The following is a 17,003-nucleotide window of genomic DNA, read 5'->3' on the forward strand; positions in this document are numbered from 1 at the left end:
ATATAAGATGTGGGACTTGGCACGCTTCGCGATGCCCGTCTTGCACACCCCACCCATGTCCTCCCCACCCGCCGCGGATGCCGGCACGCCTTCCTTCAGCCCGCTGTACCAGCAGATACGGGCCTTGATCCTGCAGGGCCTGCAGGCGGGGGAATGGAAGCCGGGTGAGCCGATCCCCAGCGAGATCGAACTCGCCGCACGCTTTCGCGTGAGCCAGGGCACGGTGCGCAAGGCCATCGACGAGCTGGCGGCCGACAACCTGCTGGTCCGCCGGCAGGGCAAGGGCACCTTCGTCGCCACTCATGCAGAGCAGCAGGTGCAATACCGCTTCCTCAAGCTGGTGCCCGACCAGGGAAGCCCCACCAGCGAGGGCCCCGCAGAACGCACCATCGTGGACTGCAGAAGGGTGCGCGCGAGCGCCGAGGTCGCGCGGGCGCTGGCCTTGCGCGCGGGCGACGCCGTGTTGCAGGTACGCCGCGTGCTGGCCTATGCCGGCGTTCCCACGATCCTCGAAGACCTCTGGCTGCCCGGCGCGCCCTTCAAGGGACTCACGGCGGAACGTCTGGCCGAGTGGCGCGGCCCCATGTACGAGATGTTCGAGACCGAGTTCGGCGTCCGCATGGTGCGGGCAGAGGAGAAGCTGCGCGCCGTTCTCCCCGATGCCGAGCAGGCTTCGCTGCTTCAGGTGACACTGCAGACGCCGCTGCTCTCGGTGGAACGCATCGCCCACACGTATCACGATGCGCCGATGGAGCTGCGCCGCGGCCTGTACCGCACCGACACGCACCACTATCGCAATGACCTCGGCTAGCCCGCTGCCCCCTCCGACACTGATGGGCAGAAACGATGTTGCTCCAAAAAATATAGCAACAGAGCAAGGCGACAGAAAGCTTCAGAGACAGCCCATGCAACATGGTGCATTGCAATAGAATTTTGAGTTGCCTGCATAAACGTCCTGACACGAGTCGCCCTATCGACCTCCCAGAAAGAACCTCCCCATGACAGAGCTAGCTTCCAAGACCAGGCCGCCGCGCCGCGAATTCCGCAACATCAACGTGGTCACGGATCTCACGGGCTACCGGCTTCCGCCGGCGGGCATCGTGTCCATCCTGCACCGTGTCAGCGGCGTGCTGATGTTCCTGCTGATGCCCTTCATCATCTGGATGTTCGACACCTCCGTCTCTTCGGAAATCTCCTATGCCAAGTTCAAGGCCGCCTTCGACAGCGGCCTTGGTTTTTTGCCGGGATGGTTCCTGAAGCTCGTGGCCCTGGCTCTGATCTGGGGCTACCTGCACCACTTCTGCGCGGGCCTGCGCCATCTCTGGATGGACGTCAGCCATGCGGCCGTGACCAAGGAGTTCGGCAAGACCTCCGCCATCGTCGTCCTGGCCATCAGCATCCTCCTGACACTGGCGCTTGGCGCCAAGCTGTTCGGCCTGTACTGATCACAAGAAGAAGGCACACAACACCATGGCAGTGAATTACGGCTCCAAGCGCACCGTCGTCGGCGCGCACTACGGCCTGCGCGACTGGCTCTCGCAACGCGTCACCGGCGCGCTGATGGCGGTCTTCACCATCGTCGTCCTGGCGCAGGTTCTCCTCACGCGCGGCCCCGTCGGCTACGACCAGTGGGCAGGCATCTTTGCCCCGCAATGGATGAAGGTCCTGACCTTCGCAGTGATCGCCGCGCTCCTCTGGCACGTATGGGTGGGCATGCGCGACGTGTGGATGGACTACGTCCAGCCCGTCGGCATCCGTCTGTTCATGCAAATCTTCACCATCGTCTGGCTCGTGGGTTGTGCCGGCTGGGCGATTCAAGTGCTCTGGAGGATCTGAGCCCATGTCGTACACCAAAGCAAAAATCGCGACGCGCAAGTTCGACGTCGTCATCGTCGGCGCCGGCGGTTCCGGCATGCGTGCCGCGCTCGAGCTCTCGCGCGCCGGCCTGAACGTGGCCTCGCTGTCCAAGGTCTTCCCGACCCGCTCGCACACCGTGGCGGCGCAGGGCGGCGTGTCGGCCTCGCTCGGCAACATGTCCGAGGACAACTGGCACTACCACTTCTACGACACCATCAAGGGTTCTGACTGGCTGGGCGACCAGGACGCCATCGAGTTCATGTGCCGTGAAGCACCGAAGGTCGTCATCGAGCTCGAACACTTCGGCATGCCCTTCGACCGCAATCCGGACGGCACGATCTACCAGCGCCCCTTCGGCGGCCACACCGCCAACTACGGCGAGAAGCCCGTGCAGCGCGCCTGCGCCGCGGCCGACCGCACCGGCCACGCCATGCTGCACACGCTGTACCAGCAGAACGTGAAGGCCAAGACGAACTTCTTCGTCGAGTGGATGGCCCTGGACCTGATCCGCGACGCCGACGGCGACGTGGTGGGTGTCACCGCCATCGAGCTGGAAACCGGCGACCTGTTCGTGCTGCAGGCCAAGGCCGTGCTGCTGGCCACCGGCGGCGCGGGCCGCATCTTTGCCGCGTCGACCAATGCCTTCATCAACACCGGCGACGGCCTGGGCATGGCGGCGCGCGCCGGCATCCCGCTGCAGGACATGGAGTTCTGGCAGTTCCACCCCACCGGCGTGGCCGGCGCAGGCGTGCTGCTGACCGAAGGCTGCCGCGGCGAAGGCGCCATCCTGCTCAACAGCAATGGTGAGCGCTTCATGGAGCGCTACGCGCCCACGCTGAAGGACCTGGCCCCGCGCGACTTCGTCTCGCGTTCGATGGACCAGGAGATCAAGGAAGGTCGCGGCTGCGGTCCCAACAAGGACTACATCCTGATGAAGCTCGACCACCTGGGCGCCGACACCATCCGCAAGCGCCTGCCTTCGGTGGAAGAGATCGGCCACAACTTCGCCAACGTCGACATCACCAAGGAGCCGATCCCGGTCGTGCCCACCATCCATTACCAGATGGGCGGAATCCCGACCAACATCAACGGCCAGGTGGTGGTGCAGAACGGCGAGGTGCACAACCAGGTCGTGGGCGGCCTGTACGCGGTGGGCGAATGCTCCTGCGTGTCGGTGCACGGCGCCAACCGCCTCGGCACCAACTCGCTGCTGGACCTGCTGGTGTTCGGCAAGTCGGCCGGCAAGCACATCGTCGACTTCGTCAAGAACAGCGGCGAGCACAAGCCCCTGCCGGCCGACGGCGCCGACCGCACCCTGGCGCGCCTGAACCAGTTGCAGGACTCCAACGACGGCATCTACGCGCAGGACATCGCCAACGACATCCGCGCCACCATGCAGCAGCACGCCGGCGTGTTCCGCACCCAGGCCAGCATGGACGAAGGCGTGGTCAAGGTGGCCGACCTGCGCAGCCGCGTTCCTTCGGTGACGCTGAAAGACAAATCCATGGTGTGGAACACCGCGCGCATGGAAGCACTCGAAGTCGACAACCTGATCGAAGTGGCCCAGGCCACGATGGTCTCGGCCGCTGCCCGCAAGGAATGCCGCGGCGCCCATACGGTGGACGACTACGAGCACCCGGCCGACCATCCGGAGTTCCCGCTGGGCCGCAACGACAAGGAATGGATGAAGCACACGCTGTGGCACAGCGCGGGCAACAACCTGACCTACAAGCCGGTCAACCTCAAGCCGCTGACCGTCGACAGCGTGCCGCCGAAGGTCCGCACGTTCTGACATCGCCGCAACCCCACGAGACACCGACATGAAGCGCACATTCCAGATCTACCGCTACGACCCGGACAAGGACGCCAAGCCCTACATGCAGACCGTCGAGATCGAACTCGACGGCCACGAACGCATGCTGCTGGACGCCCTGGTCAAGCTCAAGGCCCAGGATCCGAGCATCGCCTTCCGCCGCTCCTGCCGCGAAGGCGTGTGCGGCTCGGACGCGATGAACATCAACGGCAAGAACGGCCTGGCATGTCTGACCAACATGAACACGCTCAAGGGCACCATCGTGCTCAAGCCGCTGCCGGGGCTGCCGGTCATCCGCGACCTGATCGTGGACATGACCCAGTTCTTCAAGCAGTACCACTCGATCAAGCCGTACCTGATCACCGAGGGCCTGGCCCCCGAGCGCGAGCGGCTGCAGTCGCCTGAGGAGCGCGAGGAGCTCAACGGCCTGTACGAGTGCATCCTGTGCGCGAGCTGCTCCACGAGCTGCCCCAGCTTCTGGTGGAACCCCGACAAGTTCGTCGGCCCGGCCGGCCTGCTGCAGGCCTACCGCTTCATCGCCGACAGCCGCGACGAAGCCACCGGCGAACGGCTCGACAACCTCGAAGACCCGTACCGCCTGTTCCGCTGCCACACGATCATGAACTGCGTGGACGTGTGCCCCAAGCACCTGAATCCCACCAAGGCGATCGGCAAGATCAAGGAGCTGATGGTGCGTCGCGCCATCTGATCCTGGCCGAACGAAGCAACGGAGACGACACGCCATGCCGCAATCGCAGCCAGCCCCGGGCGCATCCGACGAACGACTCGACGAGCGCGCCCTGGCCCGGCTGCAGTGGCGTTGCCGACGCGGGTTGCTGGAGAACGACATCTTCATCACCCGCTTCTTCGAGCGGCATGGTTCTGGCTTGACCCGGGCCCAGGCCCAGGCGATCGAAACCCTGATGGACCTGCCGGACAACGACCTGCTCGACCTTCTGCTGCGCCGAAAGGAGCCCGAGCCCGCATGGGCCGGGGCCGAGGTGGCGGCGGTGCTGGAGCTGATGCGCCCCCCGGGCGACCGGCTCGCGGCCTGAGCCGCTCCATCCGATCCTTCGCCACCCTCCCCATTTCCTCCACCTTCTCAAGAGAAAGTCGACATGAAAGCCTCCGACATCAAGGCCACGCTCGCGTTCAGCAATGGCGATCAAGCCATCGATCTGCCGATCTACAAGGGCACGGTCGGTCCGGACGTCATCGACATCCGCAAGCTGTACGCGCAGACGGGCATGTTCACCTACGACCCGGGCTTCCTGTCCACGGCGTCGTGCCAGTCGGCCATCACGTACATCGACGGCGACAAGGGCGAGCTGCTGTACCGCGGCTACCCCATCGAGCAGCTGGCGGTGAACTGCGACTTCCTGGAAACCTGCTACCTGCTGCTCAACGGCGAACTGCCCAACGAATCGCAGAAGGCCGAGTTCACCGACACGGTGACGCGCCACACGATGGTGAACGAGCAGATGCAGTTCTTCCTGCGTGGCTTCCGCCGCGACGCGCACCCGATGGCCGTGCTGACCGGCCTGGTGGGCGCCCTGTCGGCCTTCTATCACGACAGCACCGACATCAATAACCCCGAGCATCGCGAGATCGCGGCCATCCGCCTGATCGCCAAGATGCCCACGCTGGTCGCCATGGCCTACAAGTACGGCACCGGCCAGCCGTACATGTATCCGAAGAACGACCTGAGCTACTCAGGCAACTTCCTGCGCATGATGTTCGGCACGCCGTGCGAAGAGTACAAGGTCAACCCGGTCATCGAGCGCGCCATCGACCGCATCTTCATCCTGCACGCGGACCACGAGCAGAACGCGTCGACCTCCACCGTGCGCCTGTGCGGCAGCTCGGGCACCAACCCGTTCGCCGCCATCGCGGCCGGCGTGGCCTGCCTGTGGGGCCCCGCCCACGGCGGTGCCAACGAGGCCTGCCTGAATATGCTGGAAGACATCCAGCGCAATGGCGGTGTTTCCAAGGTTGGCGAGTTCATGGAGAAGGTCAAGGACAAGAACTCCGGCGTCAAGCTGATGGGCTTCGGCCACCGCGTGTACAAGAACTACGACCCGCGCGCCAAGCTGATGCAGGAAACCTGCAACGAGGTCCTGTCCGAGCTGGGCCTGGAGAAGGACCCGCTGTTCGCCCTGGCGAAGCAGCTGGAAAAGATCGCCTTGGAAGACGACTACTTCGTGCAGCGCAAGCTCTACCCGAACGTCGACTTCTACTCCGGCATCGTGCAGCGCGCCATCGGCATCCCGGTCAACCTGTTCACCGGCATCTTCGCGCTGGCCCGCACGGTGGGCTGGATCGCGCAGCTGAACGAAATGATCAGCGACCCCGAGTACAAGATCGGCCGTCCGCGTCAGCTCTTCACCGGCGCCGACAAGCGCGACGTGAAGCCGATCGCCCAGCGCTGAACGCCGCCCGCATGCAGGTGCCGCGAGGTGCCCGCCTGCAATGCATAGGCCGCCTTCGGGCGGCCTTTTTGCGTCTTGACTGACATCCGCCTGACTTCCTGGTCGTCACATTGCGCTGCGGAGGGTGACCTCCGACATCCACATCGTCCACGAAGAGGAAGGAAACGTCCCATGAAGAAACTCGCCGCCCTGCTCGCCATCACTTTCGCCGTCTCCGTGCCGCTGGCCGGCTGCAACACCTTCAAGGGTGCGGGCCAGGACGTCCAAAAGGCTGGCGAAAAGATCGAAGATTCTGCAAAGAAGCGACAGTGACCGTGGGCGGCATTGCCGCTCCACACCACCGGACGGCCCCTCGTGGGCCGTTTTTCTTGGCACCCCGCGACCGTCATGGCGCGACGGGGCACAACGGGTTCTCGCCTTGCCAGCCACCCCATCGCCATCCGCGATGACTAGCATGGACAAACCATAGGAAAATCACGCCTCCCCTCGTGGATCGTGATGACCTCGCCCGCCCCGCTCACCCTCGAACGCAGTTTTGCGCGCCGCATCGACCTGACGTCGCTGCAGCTCTTCGTGGCCGTGTGCGAGCTGGGCAGCATCGGCCGTGCGGCCGAGCGCGAGTTCATCGCGGCATCGGCCATCAGCAAGCGGCTGTCCGACCTCGAATCCACACTCGGCATCAGCCTGCTCTACCGCCATGCCCGAGGGGTGGACCTGACGCCCGCTGGCGAAAGCCTTCTGCACCACGCCCGCGCCATGCTCTACAGCCTGGAGAAGATGCAGGGCGAGCTCTCCGAGTACGCCGAGGGCGTGCGCGGCCATGTGCGGGTGCATGCCAACATCTCCGCCATCGTGCAGTACTTGCCCGAGGATCTGGGCGCCTTCGCCCGGCTTCACGAAGGCATCAAGATCGATCTGGAAGAACACCTCAGCCACGAGGTGGTGCGCGCGGTGCAGGCCGGAGCGGCCGATCTGGGCATCTGCCATGTGCCCGAGGACGATGCGGGCGAGTTGCAGACCCTGCCTTACCGGCGCGACCAATTGGCACTCGTGCTGCCGCAGCAGCATCCCCTGGCCGCGCAGCCCTGCGTCGGCTTCGCCCAGACGCTGGACGAGGACCACGTGGGCCTTCACACCCACAGCTCCATCTACCGCGCGATGTACCAGGCCGCCACCGCCGAGGGCCGCAGCGTGCGGCTGCGCATCCACGTCACCGGGCTGGACGCCATGTGCCGCATGATCGACAACGGGCTGGGCGTAGGCGTGATGCCACGCCGCGCCTTCGAGCTCATGCAGGCGGGCATCGGCCGCCGGCTGGCCGCAGTGGACCTCAGCGACGACTGGGCGCACCGCGAGATCCGCCTGGTGGCCCGCGACTTCTCCACCCTGCCAGTGGCGGCGCGCACGCTGGTTCAGCACCTGCAGCAGGCAGAAGCCGCACAGGTGCCCGCCGACGCGGACGACGCCTGACAAGGTGTGAACGAACCCGACATGCCCGCTCGTCCTGCCAAAACACGCCCACTCCGCGTTGCAAATGCTCGCCATAGCCCGAGCTATGGCTGCGCTTTGCGCCTTGATTGGGAGCGTTTTCGCAGCCCGCTCGGCCACGCCGGATTCATTCACACCTTGTGAGACCTCCCGAATACCAACCCCGATCCCCCACGAAAGACGAGACCCCATGGCCCGCACGCTCTACGACAAGATCTGGGACGAGCACGTCGTCCACACCGAGGAAGACGGCACCGCCGTCCTCTACATCGACCGCCATCTGGTGCACGAAGTGACCAGCCCGCAGGCCTTCGAAGGACTGCGCCAGACCGGCCGCAAGCTGTGGCGCGTCAGTTCGGTGGTGGCCACGGCCGACCACAACACGCCCACCACCGGCTGGGAGCGCGGCTACGACGGCATCGCCGATCCGATCAGCAAGGAACAGGTCACCACGCTGAACACCAACATCGAAGAATTCGGCGCCGCCGCCTTCTTCCCCTTCCTGTCCAAGCGCCAGGGCATCGTGCACGTGATCGGGCCCGAGAACGGCGCCACGCTGCCGGGCATGACGGTGGTGTGCGGCGACAGCCACACCTCCACCCACGGCGCCTTCGGCGCGCTGGCCCACGGCATCGGCACCAGCGAGGTCGAGCATGTGATGGCCACGCAGACCCTGCTGGCCAAGAAGGCCAAGAACATGCTGGTCAAGGTCGAGGGCAAGCTGCCGCTGGGCTGCACGGCCAAGGACATCGTGCTCGCCATCATCGGCAAGATCGGTACGGCCGGCGGCACGGGCTACACCATCGAGTTCGCCGGTTCCGCCATCCGCGACCTGTCGATGGAAGGCCGCATGACGGTCTGCAACATGGCCATCGAAGGCGGCGCGCGCGCCGGCCTGGTGGCGGTCGATCAGAAGACCATCGACTACGTGAAGAACCGCCCGCTCGCGCCCACCGGCGTGGAATGGGACCAGGCCGTCGCCTACTGGAAGACGCTGCATTCCGACCCCGACGCCAAGTTCGACACCGTGGTCGAGCTCAACGCGGCCGAGATCAAGCCGCAGGTCACCTGGGGCACCTCGCCCGAGATGGTGCTGCCCATCGACGGCCGCGTGCCCGACCCGGACAAGGAAAAGGACGCCAACAAGCGCGGCGCCATCGAGCGCGCCCTGGCCTACATGGGCCTGGAGCCCAACAAGGCCATGAACGACATCTTCGTGGACAAGGTGTTCATCGGCAGCTGCACCAACAGCCGCATCGAGGACATGCGCGAGGCCGCCACCGTGGTCAGGAAGCTGGGCCAGAAAGTCGCCAAGAACATCAAGGTGGCCATGGTCGTTCCGGGCTCGGGCCTGGTGAAGGAACAGGCCGAGCGCGAGGGCCTGCACGAGATCTTCAAGGCTGCCGGCTTCGAGTGGCGCGAGCCCGGCTGCTCGATGTGCCTGGCCATGAACGCCGACCGGCTGGAGCCGGGCGAGCGCTGTGCCTCCACCAGCAACCGCAACTTCGAAGGCCGCCAGGGCGCGGGCGGACGCACCCACCTCGTGAGCCCGGCCATGGCCGCCGCCGCCGCCATCCGCGGCCACTTCGTCGACATCCGCACCATCGCCTGAGCCAGGGAGCAGACACCATGCAGAAATTCACCGTGCACAAGGGCCTCGTGGCCCCGATGGATCGCGAGAACGTCGACACCGATGCGATCATCCCCAAGCAGTTCCTCAAGTCGATCAAGCGCACCGGCTTCGGCCCCAACCTGTTCGACGAATGGCGCTACCTCGACCATGGCGAGCCCGGCATGGATCCGGCCAGCCGCAAGCCCAACCCCGACTTCGTGCTGAACCAGCCGCGCTACCAGGGCGCCTCGGTGCTGCTGGCACGCAAGAACTTCGGCTGCGGCTCCAGCCGCGAGCATGCGCCCTGGGCACTGGACCAGTACGGCTTTCGCGCCATCCTCGCGCCGAGCTTCGCCGACATCTTCTTCAACAACAGCTTCAAGAACGGCCTGCTGCCCATCGTGCTGCCGGAGGCCACCGTGGCCAAGCTGTTCGACGAGGTGTTCGCCTTTCCGGGTTACGAGCTGACCGTCGACCTGGACCGCCAGGTGGTCGTCAAGCCCGACGGCGAGGAGATCCCCTTCGAGGTGCAGCCCTTCCGCCGCTACTGCCTGATGAACGGCCTGGACGACATCGGCCTGACGCTGCGCCACAAGGACAAGATCAAGGCTTTCGAAGCCGAGCGCCTTGCCGCCAAGCCCTGGCTCGCCCACCAGATGATCGCCTGACCCATTTTTCTCTCACCGAAACATCACTTATGAAAATCGCAGTTCTGCCCGGCGACGGCATCGGCACCGAAATCGTCGCGGAGGCCGTGCGCGTGCTGGACGCGCTGGACCTGACGTTCGAGATGGAGACCGCCCTGGTCGGCGGCGCCGCCTACGAGGCCCACGGCCACCCGCTGCCCGAGGCCACGCTCAAGCTGGCCAAGGAAGCCGATGCCGTGCTCTTCGGCGCCGTCGGCGACTGGAAGTACGACAAGCTGGACCGCCCGCTGCGCCCCGAGCAGGCCATCCTGGGCCTGCGCAAGAATCTGGGCCTGTTCGCCAACTTCCGCCCCGCCATCTGCTACGAGCAGCTGACGCATGCCTCCAGCCTCAAGCCCGAGCTGGTCGCAGGCCTGGACATCCTCATCATCCGCGAGCTGACCGGCGACATCTACTTCGGCCAGCCGCGTGGCAAGCGCGTGGCCACCGACGGCCACTTCCCGGGCGCCGACGAGGCCTTCGACACCATGCGCTACTCGCGCCCGGAGATCGAGCGCATCGCCCGCGTGGCCTTCGAGGCCGCCCGCAAGCGCAACAAGCGCGTCACCAGCGTGGACAAGGCCAACGTGCTGGAGACCTTCCAGTTCTGGAAGGACGTGGTCACCGAGGTGCACAAGGACTATCCGGACATCGAGCTGGAGCACATGTACGTCGACAACGCCGCCATGCAACTCGTGAAGAAGCCCAAGGCCTTCGACGTGATCGTGACCGGCAACATGTTCGGCGACATCCTCTCGGACGAGGCCTCGATGCTGACCGGCTCCATCGGCATGCTGCCCTCGGCCAGCCTGAACGACAGCAACCAGGGCCTGTACGAGCCCAGCCACGGCAGCGCACCCGACATCGCCGGCAAGGGCGTGGCCAATCCGCTGGCGACCATCCTGAGCGCGGCGATGCTGCTGCGCTTCTCGCTCAATCAGGAAGAGGCCGCCCAGCGCATCGAGGCCGCCGTCAAGGCCGTGCTGGCGCAGGGCCTGCGCACGCCCGACATCTGGAGCGAAGGCACGACCAAGGTCGGCACCCGGGAAATGGGCGATGCCGTGCTGAAGGCCCTGGCCTGAAAAGGTGTGAACGCGGCGCCCGGCGGGCGCACGCAACATCCGCTGCAAAACGGCCCTGTTGGGCCGTTTTGCATGTAGGACGATACCGATGCGCGCTACAATCGTGCCCCATGTTTGTCGCCCGCCCGTTCGCCCTGAACACCGTGCCTGCCGCCCTGGCCAGCACCGCGCGCGCATCCATCACCAAAACCACGACGACCATTAAGGGCTGACCCAGCCTGGTTCGTCGCGCGTGCCTCCCCCCTGGCCCACGGACGAGCCAGGCGGGCCAGCCCATTCGCCGCGGTCTTCTTTGTATGACTCTGAAAGGGCTTTTGACATGAGCAAGTTGGTAGGTTTGGTCGGCTGGCGCGGCATGGTCGGCTCGGTCCTGATGGACCGCATGGTGGCCGAGAAGGATTTCGATCTGATCGAGCCGCTGTTCTTCTCCACCTCGAACGCCGGCGGCAAGGCGCCCGCCATGGCGAAGAACGAGACCACACTCCAGGACGCGTTCGACATCGACCAGCTCAAGCGCTGCGAGATCATCATCACGGCCCAGGGCGGCGACTACACCACCGAAGTCTTCCCCAAGCTGCGCGCCGCCGGCTGGAAGGGCCACTGGATCGACGCCGCCTCCACGCTGCGCATGAAGGACGACGCGGTCATCGTGCTCGACCCGGTCAACATGCCGGTCATCAAGAACGCCCTGTCCGACGGCGGCCGCAACTGGATCGGCGGCAACTGCACCGTCAGCTGCATGCTGATGGGCGTGGGTGCGCTCTACAAGGCGGGCCTGGTCGAGTGGATGAGCACGCAGACCTACCAGGCCGCATCGGGCGGCGGTGCGCAGCACATGCGCGAGTTGCTCACGCAGTACGGCACGCTCTACTCGGAAGTGAAGGCCCTGCTGGACGACCCCAAGAGCGCCATCCTCGAGATCGACCGCCAGGTCATCGCCAGGCAGCGCAGCCTCTCGGGCGAAGAGACGGCCAACTTCGGCGTGCCCCTGGGCGGCTCGCTGATCCCCTGGATCGACAAGGACCTGGGCGACGGCATGTCCAAGGAAGAATGGAAGGGCATGGCCGAGACCAACAAGATCCTCGGCCAGGGCGAAGGCTTCGGCAGCCCCGCCGTGCCGGTCGACGGCTTCTGCGTGCGCGTGGGCGCCATGCGCTGCCACAGCCAGGCCCTGACATTCAAGCTCAAGAAGGACGTGCCGCTGGCCGACATCGAGGCCATGATCGCGGCCGACAACGCCTGGGTGAAGGTGGTGCCCAACACGCGCGAAGCCACCCTCAAGGACCTGACGCCCGTGGCCGTGACCGGCACCATGACGATCCCGGTCGGCCGGCTGCGCAAGATGGCCATGGGCCCCGAGTACCTGGGCGCCTTTACCATCGGCGACCAGCTGCTCTGGGGCGCGGCGGAACCATTGCGCCGCATGCTGCGCATCCTGCTGGACGCTTAACACTCCTCATCATGCGTTGCCCCGGGGCAACGCATGATCTGGATGAGACGGCCGGCGCCCCAACCGAGCGGGGCCCTTCGCCTTGTTTTTGGGCAGCGCGGGTGTTAACGTCTACTTACATTTTTCGGGCATGGCCCGCGACAGCATGACCAGACTCTCGCCGCCTGCGCAGGCCGCCGGGCGCGACACGGCCGCTTCGGCGGCCGTTCGCCGTTTCCGCATTTCTCCACTGGGCTGGGCCGTGGTGGCGGCGTTCGGCCTGTGGTCCACCCAGTCGCAGGCGCTGACGCTGGGCGCGCTGAATGTGCTGTCGGCGCTGGGCGAGCCCCTGCGGGCCGAAGTCCAGGTCACCGACGTCACCCAGGCCGAGGCGACGAACCTGCAGGTCCGCCTGGCTGCACCTCAGACTTTCCAGAACGCCGGCTTGACGTTCGCCGATACGCTCCAGGGCGTGCGCACCACGCTCCAGCGGCGCGCGGACGGCGGCTACGTCGTCCGCCTGGAAGGGGTGCGTCCGATGAACGACCCGTTCGTGGACATCCTGATCGAAGCCAATTCGCCCAGCGGGCGACTGGTCCGGGACTACACCGCCCTAATCGATCCGCCGCAGGGCCGGGCGCCCGCGACATCGTCGGGTGTGGCCATCGACCGACCGATCACGCCCGCACCCACCCGGCAGGCCCCAAGGGCCGAGCGGCCGACAGCGATCCCGGCGCAAGCCGCGGCAGCGCCTGCTCCGGCAGCGGCGCCGCCAGGGGCTGCAAGCGCCATCACCGTGCGCGCGGGCGACACCGCCGGCCGCCTGGCCGCGGCCGCCAAGCCGGCCGATGTCTCGCTCGACCAAATGCTGCTGGCCATGCTGCGCGCCAACCCCAGCGCCTTCATGAACGGCAACGTCAACCGGCTGCGCGCCGGCGCCGTGCTGCAGATGCCTTCGGCCGACGCGGCCCGGGCCACACCGCCGGAAGAAGCCCGCCGCACCATCGTGGCCCAGAGCCGCGACTTCAACAGCTACCGGCAACGCCTGGCCACCAACGCGCCGTCGATGAACGTGGAAGGGGCGGACCGGCAGGCGTCGGGCGGCCTCCAGGCGCGCGTGCAGGACCGATCGGCCGCGGGTGCATCCGCGGACCGGCTGACCATCTCGCGGGGCGCGGCGCCGGGCCAGGCCTCGGCCGAGGAGCGCCTGGCACAGCAGCGCCAGGCAAAGGAATCCAGCAGCCGGGTCGCCGAACTCTCCCGCAACATCGAGGAACTCAACCGGCTGCAAGGCGCATCGAGCGGCGCGTCCGCAGGCACGGCGGCGCCCGCACAGGCTGCACCTGCCGGGCCTTCCGCCCCTCAGGCCGCGGCGCCCTCCGAGGGAACGGCGGGCGGTACGGGCGCACCAGGCGTGACGGCGCCTTCCACCACAGGGTCCGCCTCGTCGACACCCGCAGCCACGGCGCCAACGCCGCAAGCCGCCGCGTCCGGCGGGGCCGCCGTGGCGCTACCGGCACCACCCGCCTCCGCAGCGGTGGCTCCCGCACCGGTCCCGCCTGCCCCCTCCGCCGCGCAGGAAGAACAAGGCCTGCTGGATTCGCTGCTGGCCAATCCGCTGATGCTGGCGGGTGGCGGCATTGTCCTGCTGCTGTTGCTGCTCGCCCTGCTGGCTCGCCGGCGCCAGCAGCAGAAGAAGGACGCGGCCGAGAGCCTGTTCCCCGAAAGCCTGCAGAAGGACTCCTACTTCGGCGGCTCCGGCGGCGCGACGGTCGACACCAAGGAGGACCACAGCGGCGCCTCCTCGCTCAACTATTCGCCCAGCCAGCTCGATGCAGGCGATGTGGACCCGGTGGCGGAGGCGGACGTGTACCTCGCCTACGGCCGCGACCTCCAGGCCGAGGAGATCCTCAAGGAAGCGCTGCGCACGTCGCCGGAACGCACCAGCATCCAGCTCAAGCTGCTGGAGATCTACGCCCGCCGCCGCGACGCCCGCGCTTTCGAGCAACTGGCGCTCGAGTTGCAGGGGCAGACGGGCGGCAAGGGGTCCGACTGGCATCGCGCGCAGGAATTGGGCCGCAGCCTAGACCCGTCCAACGCGCTCTACCAGGGCGCCCATGCGGCCGACGCCCCGGCAGCCGCCCTGCCTGCCGGCCTGGCGCCTGCCATGAGCGCCGCCGGCATCGCCGCATCCGCCAGCGCGGCCGGCGCCATGTCCGCCCCCCCGGAGGAGCCGAAGCCCCAGGCGTTCGTGCCTTCGGTCGCGCCCCTGGATTTCGACCTGGATCTGGACCTGCCGCCCGCACGCACGCCGGCGGCCGCTCCGGCGCCCACGACGCCATCGGTCTCGTCGCTGTTCCCGTCGGCGCTGGCAGACGACGCGCGTCCGGTCCCCGGCGGGCCAGCCTCGGGACTTCGCGGCGCGGCGGACGAGCCCACCATTCCGGCGCCCCTGCGTTCGGCCCCGGTCGGCGATCTGGGCAACGACTTCGACACCGCCCCGGCCGAACTGGAGCCAATGGCAGGGTTCCGCCATGTCGGCGACGAGGTGCGCACCCAGCCCGCCACGCTGCACGCGCCGCTGTCCATGGAAGGCTCGGACATCTTCAGCCGCGACTTCCACGCCGCGCTCAACACGGCCGACACGCAGCCCATGGACCTGCCGCTGCACATTCCCACGGGCATCGACCCTGGCCCCGGGGAGAGTGCCGACGCCGTCAAGCTGTCGCTCGCGCGCGAGTTGCACGCGCTGGGCGATCCGGAAGGCGCCCGCATGCTGCTGGAGGAGTTGATCGCTGAAAGCGACGGCGCCCTGCAGGAAGACGCACGCCGCCTGCTGGCCGAACTGCGCTGATACTCCAGGGCCGCGCCGTACCACCCACCCAGGGCGGCCGGCCCTCTTTTTCTGCCATGCCCGCGCTGCCGTCCTGCCCTCCGATCTTCCTCGCCTGCCTGCCCGCTGCAGGCGCGTCGCGCGCATGAGGCTCGCGCTCGGCGTCCGCTACAACGGCCGCGCCTACGACGGCTGGCAGAGCCAGCCTTCCGGTCGCACGGTGCAGGACCAGCTCGAACGGGCGCTCGAACGCTTTGCGCAGCAGCGCATCGGCACGCTGTGCGCCGGCCGCACCGACGCGGGCGTGCATGGCTGGATGCAGGTGGTGCACTTCGACACCGACGTCGAGCGCGTGCCCTTCTCATGGGTGCGCGGGCCCAACCGCTTCCTGCCGGAGGACATCGCCGTGCAGTGGGCGCAGCCGGTGCCCGACCGCTTCCACTGCCGCGCCGCGGCCCTGGGGCGGCGCTACCGTTATGTGCTGTCGCAGTCGCCGGTGCGGCCCAGCCTGGAGGCGGGCAAGGTGGGCTGGTCGATGCATGCGCTGGATGGAGAGGCCATGCGCGCCGCCGCCGCGCACCTGCTGGGCGAGCACGACTTCAGCTCATTCCGCGCTTCGGCGTGCCAAGCCAAATCGCCGGTCAAGACCGTGCGGCGCATCGCCATCGCGCGCGTCGGTGCGGCAGAGCGCTGCCACTGGCACTTCGACTTCGAGGCCGACGCCTTCCTGCATCACATGATCCGCAACATCATGGGCTGCTTGGTACGCGTGGGCCAGGGCCATGCCACACCCGACTGGCTGCGCGAGGTGCGCGACGCGCGCAGCCGGCAGGCAGCGGCGCCCACCTTCGCAGCCGACGGGCTGTACTTCCTCGGGCCGATGTACGACGCCGCATGGGGACTTCCGCCCGAGGTCACCATGGGCGTGGAGCCTGGTGCCTGCGAGGACCTGCCCTGAACCTCGTCGGGCAGTCACCCCCTCTCGCCCAGTCACGCGCCCTGTTCCTCTGTCCGCACACGCCATGCCCCCTTCGTCCGCCACCTTCCGCACCCGCATCAAGATCTGCGGTCTCACGCGCGAGCAGGACGTGGACGCGGCCGTGGACGCGGGGGCCGATGCGGTGGGCTTCGTGCTCTACGCCAAAAGCCCGCGGGCCGTGACCGTGGAGCGCGCCGCGGAGCTGGCGCGCCGGCTGCCGCCTTTCGTGGTGCCGGTGCTGCTCTTCGTCAATGAAGCACCGGATCGGGTGCAGGCCGCGCTGGCGGCGGTGCCGGGTTCCATGGCCCAGTTCCATGGCGACGAGACGCCTGAACTGTGCTGGCAATCCGCCGCCGAGGGCCGCCACCGCTGGCTGCGCGCCGCCCGCATCCCCCTGGGCGCGGCAGGGGCCGGCTTCGACCTCTTAAACTACGCGGCTTCCTATTCCCAGGCCAGCGCCATCCTGCTCGACGCCCATGTCGACGGCTATGGCGGTGCCGGCAAGGTCTTCGATTGGTCACTCCTTCCAACCGCCGTCGACGCTCACCTCGTCTTGAGTGGTGGGCTCGCACCTGCAAACGTGGGCGATGGCATTGCGCTGCTGCGCCCGCGCTGCCGGTCGCTGTCGGTTGATGTGAGCTCGGGCGTCGAGACGGCCAAGGGCATCAAGGACGGCGACAAGATCCGCGAGTTCGTCGCCGCCGTCCGCGCGGCCGACGCGCTCCTCGCCCGCTGAGCCCGGGCCTTCGGGCCCGCCGGCTGCACCGTCAGGACACTGCGCGTCCTGACGGCTGC

16 protein-coding genes are annotated in these 17,003 nt (G+C 67.3%); all 16 read left to right on the forward strand.

Annotated elements, in window-relative coordinates:
• The first annotated feature begins 55 nt into the window (after positions 1-55).
• The 16 genes from ABIC63_RS01525 (at position 56) to ABIC63_RS01600 (ending at position 16,944) form a co-directional block, all read left to right on the forward strand.
• Complete coding sequence (locus ABIC63_RS01525) at positions 56-811, forward strand: GntR family transcriptional regulator (protein WP_354318420.1); 756 nt, start codon at positions 56-58, stop codon at positions 809-811.
• Between the two features lie 187 nt (positions 812-998).
• Complete coding sequence (sdhC, locus tag ABIC63_RS01530) at positions 999-1,445, forward strand: succinate dehydrogenase, cytochrome b556 subunit (RefSeq protein ID WP_234196121.1); 447 nt, start codon at positions 999-1,001, stop codon at positions 1,443-1,445.
• Positions 1,446-1,470: 25 nt separating this feature from the next.
• Positions 1,471-1,836 (forward strand): succinate dehydrogenase, hydrophobic membrane anchor protein, encoded by a 366-nt coding sequence (sdhD, locus tag ABIC63_RS01535; protein ID WP_017761522.1) that lies wholly within the window; start codon positions 1,471-1,473, stop codon positions 1,834-1,836.
• Between the two features lie 4 nt (positions 1,837-1,840).
• The gene (gene sdhA, locus ABIC63_RS01540; protein ID WP_294366993.1) at positions 1,841-3,649 is read left to right on the forward strand and encodes a succinate dehydrogenase flavoprotein subunit; all 1,809 of its coding nucleotides are present in this window, start codon (positions 1,841-1,843) and stop codon (positions 3,647-3,649) included.
• A gap of 28 nt (positions 3,650-3,677) precedes the next feature.
• On the forward strand, positions 3,678-4,379 hold the full coding sequence (locus ABIC63_RS01545; protein ID WP_017761520.1) for a succinate dehydrogenase iron-sulfur subunit: 702 nt from the start codon (positions 3,678-3,680) through the stop codon (positions 4,377-4,379).
• A 34-nt stretch (positions 4,380-4,413) separates the two neighbouring features.
• Positions 4,414-4,725: an FAD assembly factor SdhE gene (locus ABIC63_RS01550; protein ID WP_294366978.1), complete on the forward strand. Its 312-nt coding sequence runs from the start codon at positions 4,414-4,416 to the stop codon at positions 4,723-4,725.
• Between the two features lie 63 nt (positions 4,726-4,788).
• Positions 4,789-6,099 (forward strand): citrate synthase, encoded by a 1,311-nt coding sequence (locus ABIC63_RS01555; protein ID WP_294366975.1) that lies wholly within the window; start codon positions 4,789-4,791, stop codon positions 6,097-6,099.
• A 171-nt stretch (positions 6,100-6,270) separates the two neighbouring features.
• Positions 6,271-6,411: an entericidin A/B family lipoprotein gene (locus ABIC63_RS01560; RefSeq protein WP_114802580.1), complete on the forward strand. Its 141-nt coding sequence runs from the start codon at positions 6,271-6,273 to the stop codon at positions 6,409-6,411.
• 186 nt (positions 6,412-6,597) lie between these two features.
• Positions 6,598-7,569, forward strand: a complete 972-nt coding sequence (locus ABIC63_RS01565) for a LysR family transcriptional regulator (protein WP_294366971.1) — start codon at positions 6,598-6,600, stop codon at positions 7,567-7,569.
• Between the two features lie 208 nt (positions 7,570-7,777).
• Positions 7,778-9,199: a 3-isopropylmalate dehydratase large subunit gene (gene leuC / locus ABIC63_RS01570; protein ID WP_354318421.1), complete on the forward strand. Its 1,422-nt coding sequence runs from the start codon at positions 7,778-7,780 to the stop codon at positions 9,197-9,199.
• 17 nt (positions 9,200-9,216) lie between these two features.
• On the forward strand, positions 9,217-9,867 hold the full coding sequence (leuD, locus tag ABIC63_RS01575) for a 3-isopropylmalate dehydratase small subunit (protein WP_354318422.1): 651 nt from the start codon (positions 9,217-9,219) through the stop codon (positions 9,865-9,867).
• Positions 9,868-9,896: 29 nt separating this feature from the next.
• Positions 9,897-10,967 carry a 3-isopropylmalate dehydrogenase gene (leuB, locus tag ABIC63_RS01580; RefSeq protein ID WP_354318423.1) on the forward strand — a complete coding sequence of 357 codons (1,071 nt, stop codon included), beginning with the start codon at positions 9,897-9,899 and terminating at the stop codon, positions 10,965-10,967.
• 319 nt (positions 10,968-11,286) lie between these two features.
• Positions 11,287-12,417, forward strand: coding sequence for an aspartate-semialdehyde dehydrogenase (gene asd / locus ABIC63_RS01585; RefSeq protein WP_354318424.1), 1,131 nt, complete (start codon positions 11,287-11,289; stop codon positions 12,415-12,417).
• Positions 12,418-12,562: 145 nt separating this feature from the next.
• Positions 12,563-15,250, forward strand: coding sequence for a motility hub landmark protein FimV (locus ABIC63_RS01590; RefSeq protein ID WP_354318425.1), 2,688 nt, complete (start codon positions 12,563-12,565; stop codon positions 15,248-15,250).
• A 124-nt stretch (positions 15,251-15,374) separates the two neighbouring features.
• Positions 15,375-16,187 carry a tRNA pseudouridine(38-40) synthase TruA gene (truA, locus tag ABIC63_RS01595; RefSeq protein WP_354318426.1) on the forward strand — a complete coding sequence of 271 codons (813 nt, stop codon included), beginning with the start codon at positions 15,375-15,377 and terminating at the stop codon, positions 16,185-16,187.
• 64 nt (positions 16,188-16,251) lie between these two features.
• Positions 16,252-16,944, forward strand: coding sequence for a phosphoribosylanthranilate isomerase (locus tag ABIC63_RS01600; RefSeq protein ID WP_354318427.1), 693 nt, complete (start codon positions 16,252-16,254; stop codon positions 16,942-16,944).
• The last annotated feature ends 59 nt before the right edge of the window (positions 16,945-17,003 follow it).

Source organism: Pseudacidovorax sp. 1753, assembly GCF_040544975.1.
Classification (GTDB): Bacteria; Pseudomonadota; Gammaproteobacteria; order Burkholderiales; family Burkholderiaceae_C; genus Xenophilus.

What these genes read in the sequence shown, in the direction of transcription:
- leuB (WP_354318423.1), top strand. Translation starts at nt 9,897, where the DNA reads ATGAAAATCGCAGTTCTGCCCGGCGACGGCATCGGCACCGAAATCGTC.
- ABIC63_RS01545 (WP_017761520.1), top strand. Translation starts at nt 3,678, where the DNA reads ATGAAGCGCACATTCCAGATCTACCGCTACGACCCGGACAAGGACGCC.
- asd (WP_354318424.1), top strand. Translation starts at nt 11,287, where the DNA reads ATGAGCAAGTTGGTAGGTTTGGTCGGCTGGCGCGGCATGGTCGGCTCG.
- ABIC63_RS01565 (WP_294366971.1), top strand. Translation starts at nt 6,598, where the DNA reads ATGACCTCGCCCGCCCCGCTCACCCTCGAACGCAGTTTTGCGCGCCGC.
- sdhD (WP_017761522.1), top strand. Translation starts at nt 1,471, where the DNA reads ATGGCAGTGAATTACGGCTCCAAGCGCACCGTCGTCGGCGCGCACTAC.
- sdhC (WP_234196121.1), top strand. Translation starts at nt 999, where the DNA reads ATGACAGAGCTAGCTTCCAAGACCAGGCCGCCGCGCCGCGAATTCCGC.
- truA (WP_354318426.1), top strand. Translation starts at nt 15,375, where the DNA reads ATGAGGCTCGCGCTCGGCGTCCGCTACAACGGCCGCGCCTACGACGGC.
- ABIC63_RS01555 (WP_294366975.1), top strand. Translation starts at nt 4,789, where the DNA reads ATGAAAGCCTCCGACATCAAGGCCACGCTCGCGTTCAGCAATGGCGAT.
- ABIC63_RS01590 (WP_354318425.1), top strand. Translation starts at nt 12,563, where the DNA reads ATGACCAGACTCTCGCCGCCTGCGCAGGCCGCCGGGCGCGACACGGCC.
- ABIC63_RS01525 (WP_354318420.1), top strand. Translation starts at nt 56, where the DNA reads ATGTCCTCCCCACCCGCCGCGGATGCCGGCACGCCTTCCTTCAGCCCG.
- leuD (WP_354318422.1), top strand. Translation starts at nt 9,217, where the DNA reads ATGCAGAAATTCACCGTGCACAAGGGCCTCGTGGCCCCGATGGATCGC.
- ABIC63_RS01550 (WP_294366978.1), top strand. Translation starts at nt 4,414, where the DNA reads ATGCCGCAATCGCAGCCAGCCCCGGGCGCATCCGACGAACGACTCGAC.
- leuC (WP_354318421.1), top strand. Translation starts at nt 7,778, where the DNA reads ATGGCCCGCACGCTCTACGACAAGATCTGGGACGAGCACGTCGTCCAC.
- ABIC63_RS01560 (WP_114802580.1), top strand. Translation starts at nt 6,271, where the DNA reads ATGAAGAAACTCGCCGCCCTGCTCGCCATCACTTTCGCCGTCTCCGTG.
- sdhA (WP_294366993.1), top strand. Translation starts at nt 1,841, where the DNA reads ATGTCGTACACCAAAGCAAAAATCGCGACGCGCAAGTTCGACGTCGTC.
- ABIC63_RS01600 (WP_354318427.1), top strand. Translation starts at nt 16,252, where the DNA reads ATGCCCCCTTCGTCCGCCACCTTCCGCACCCGCATCAAGATCTGCGGT.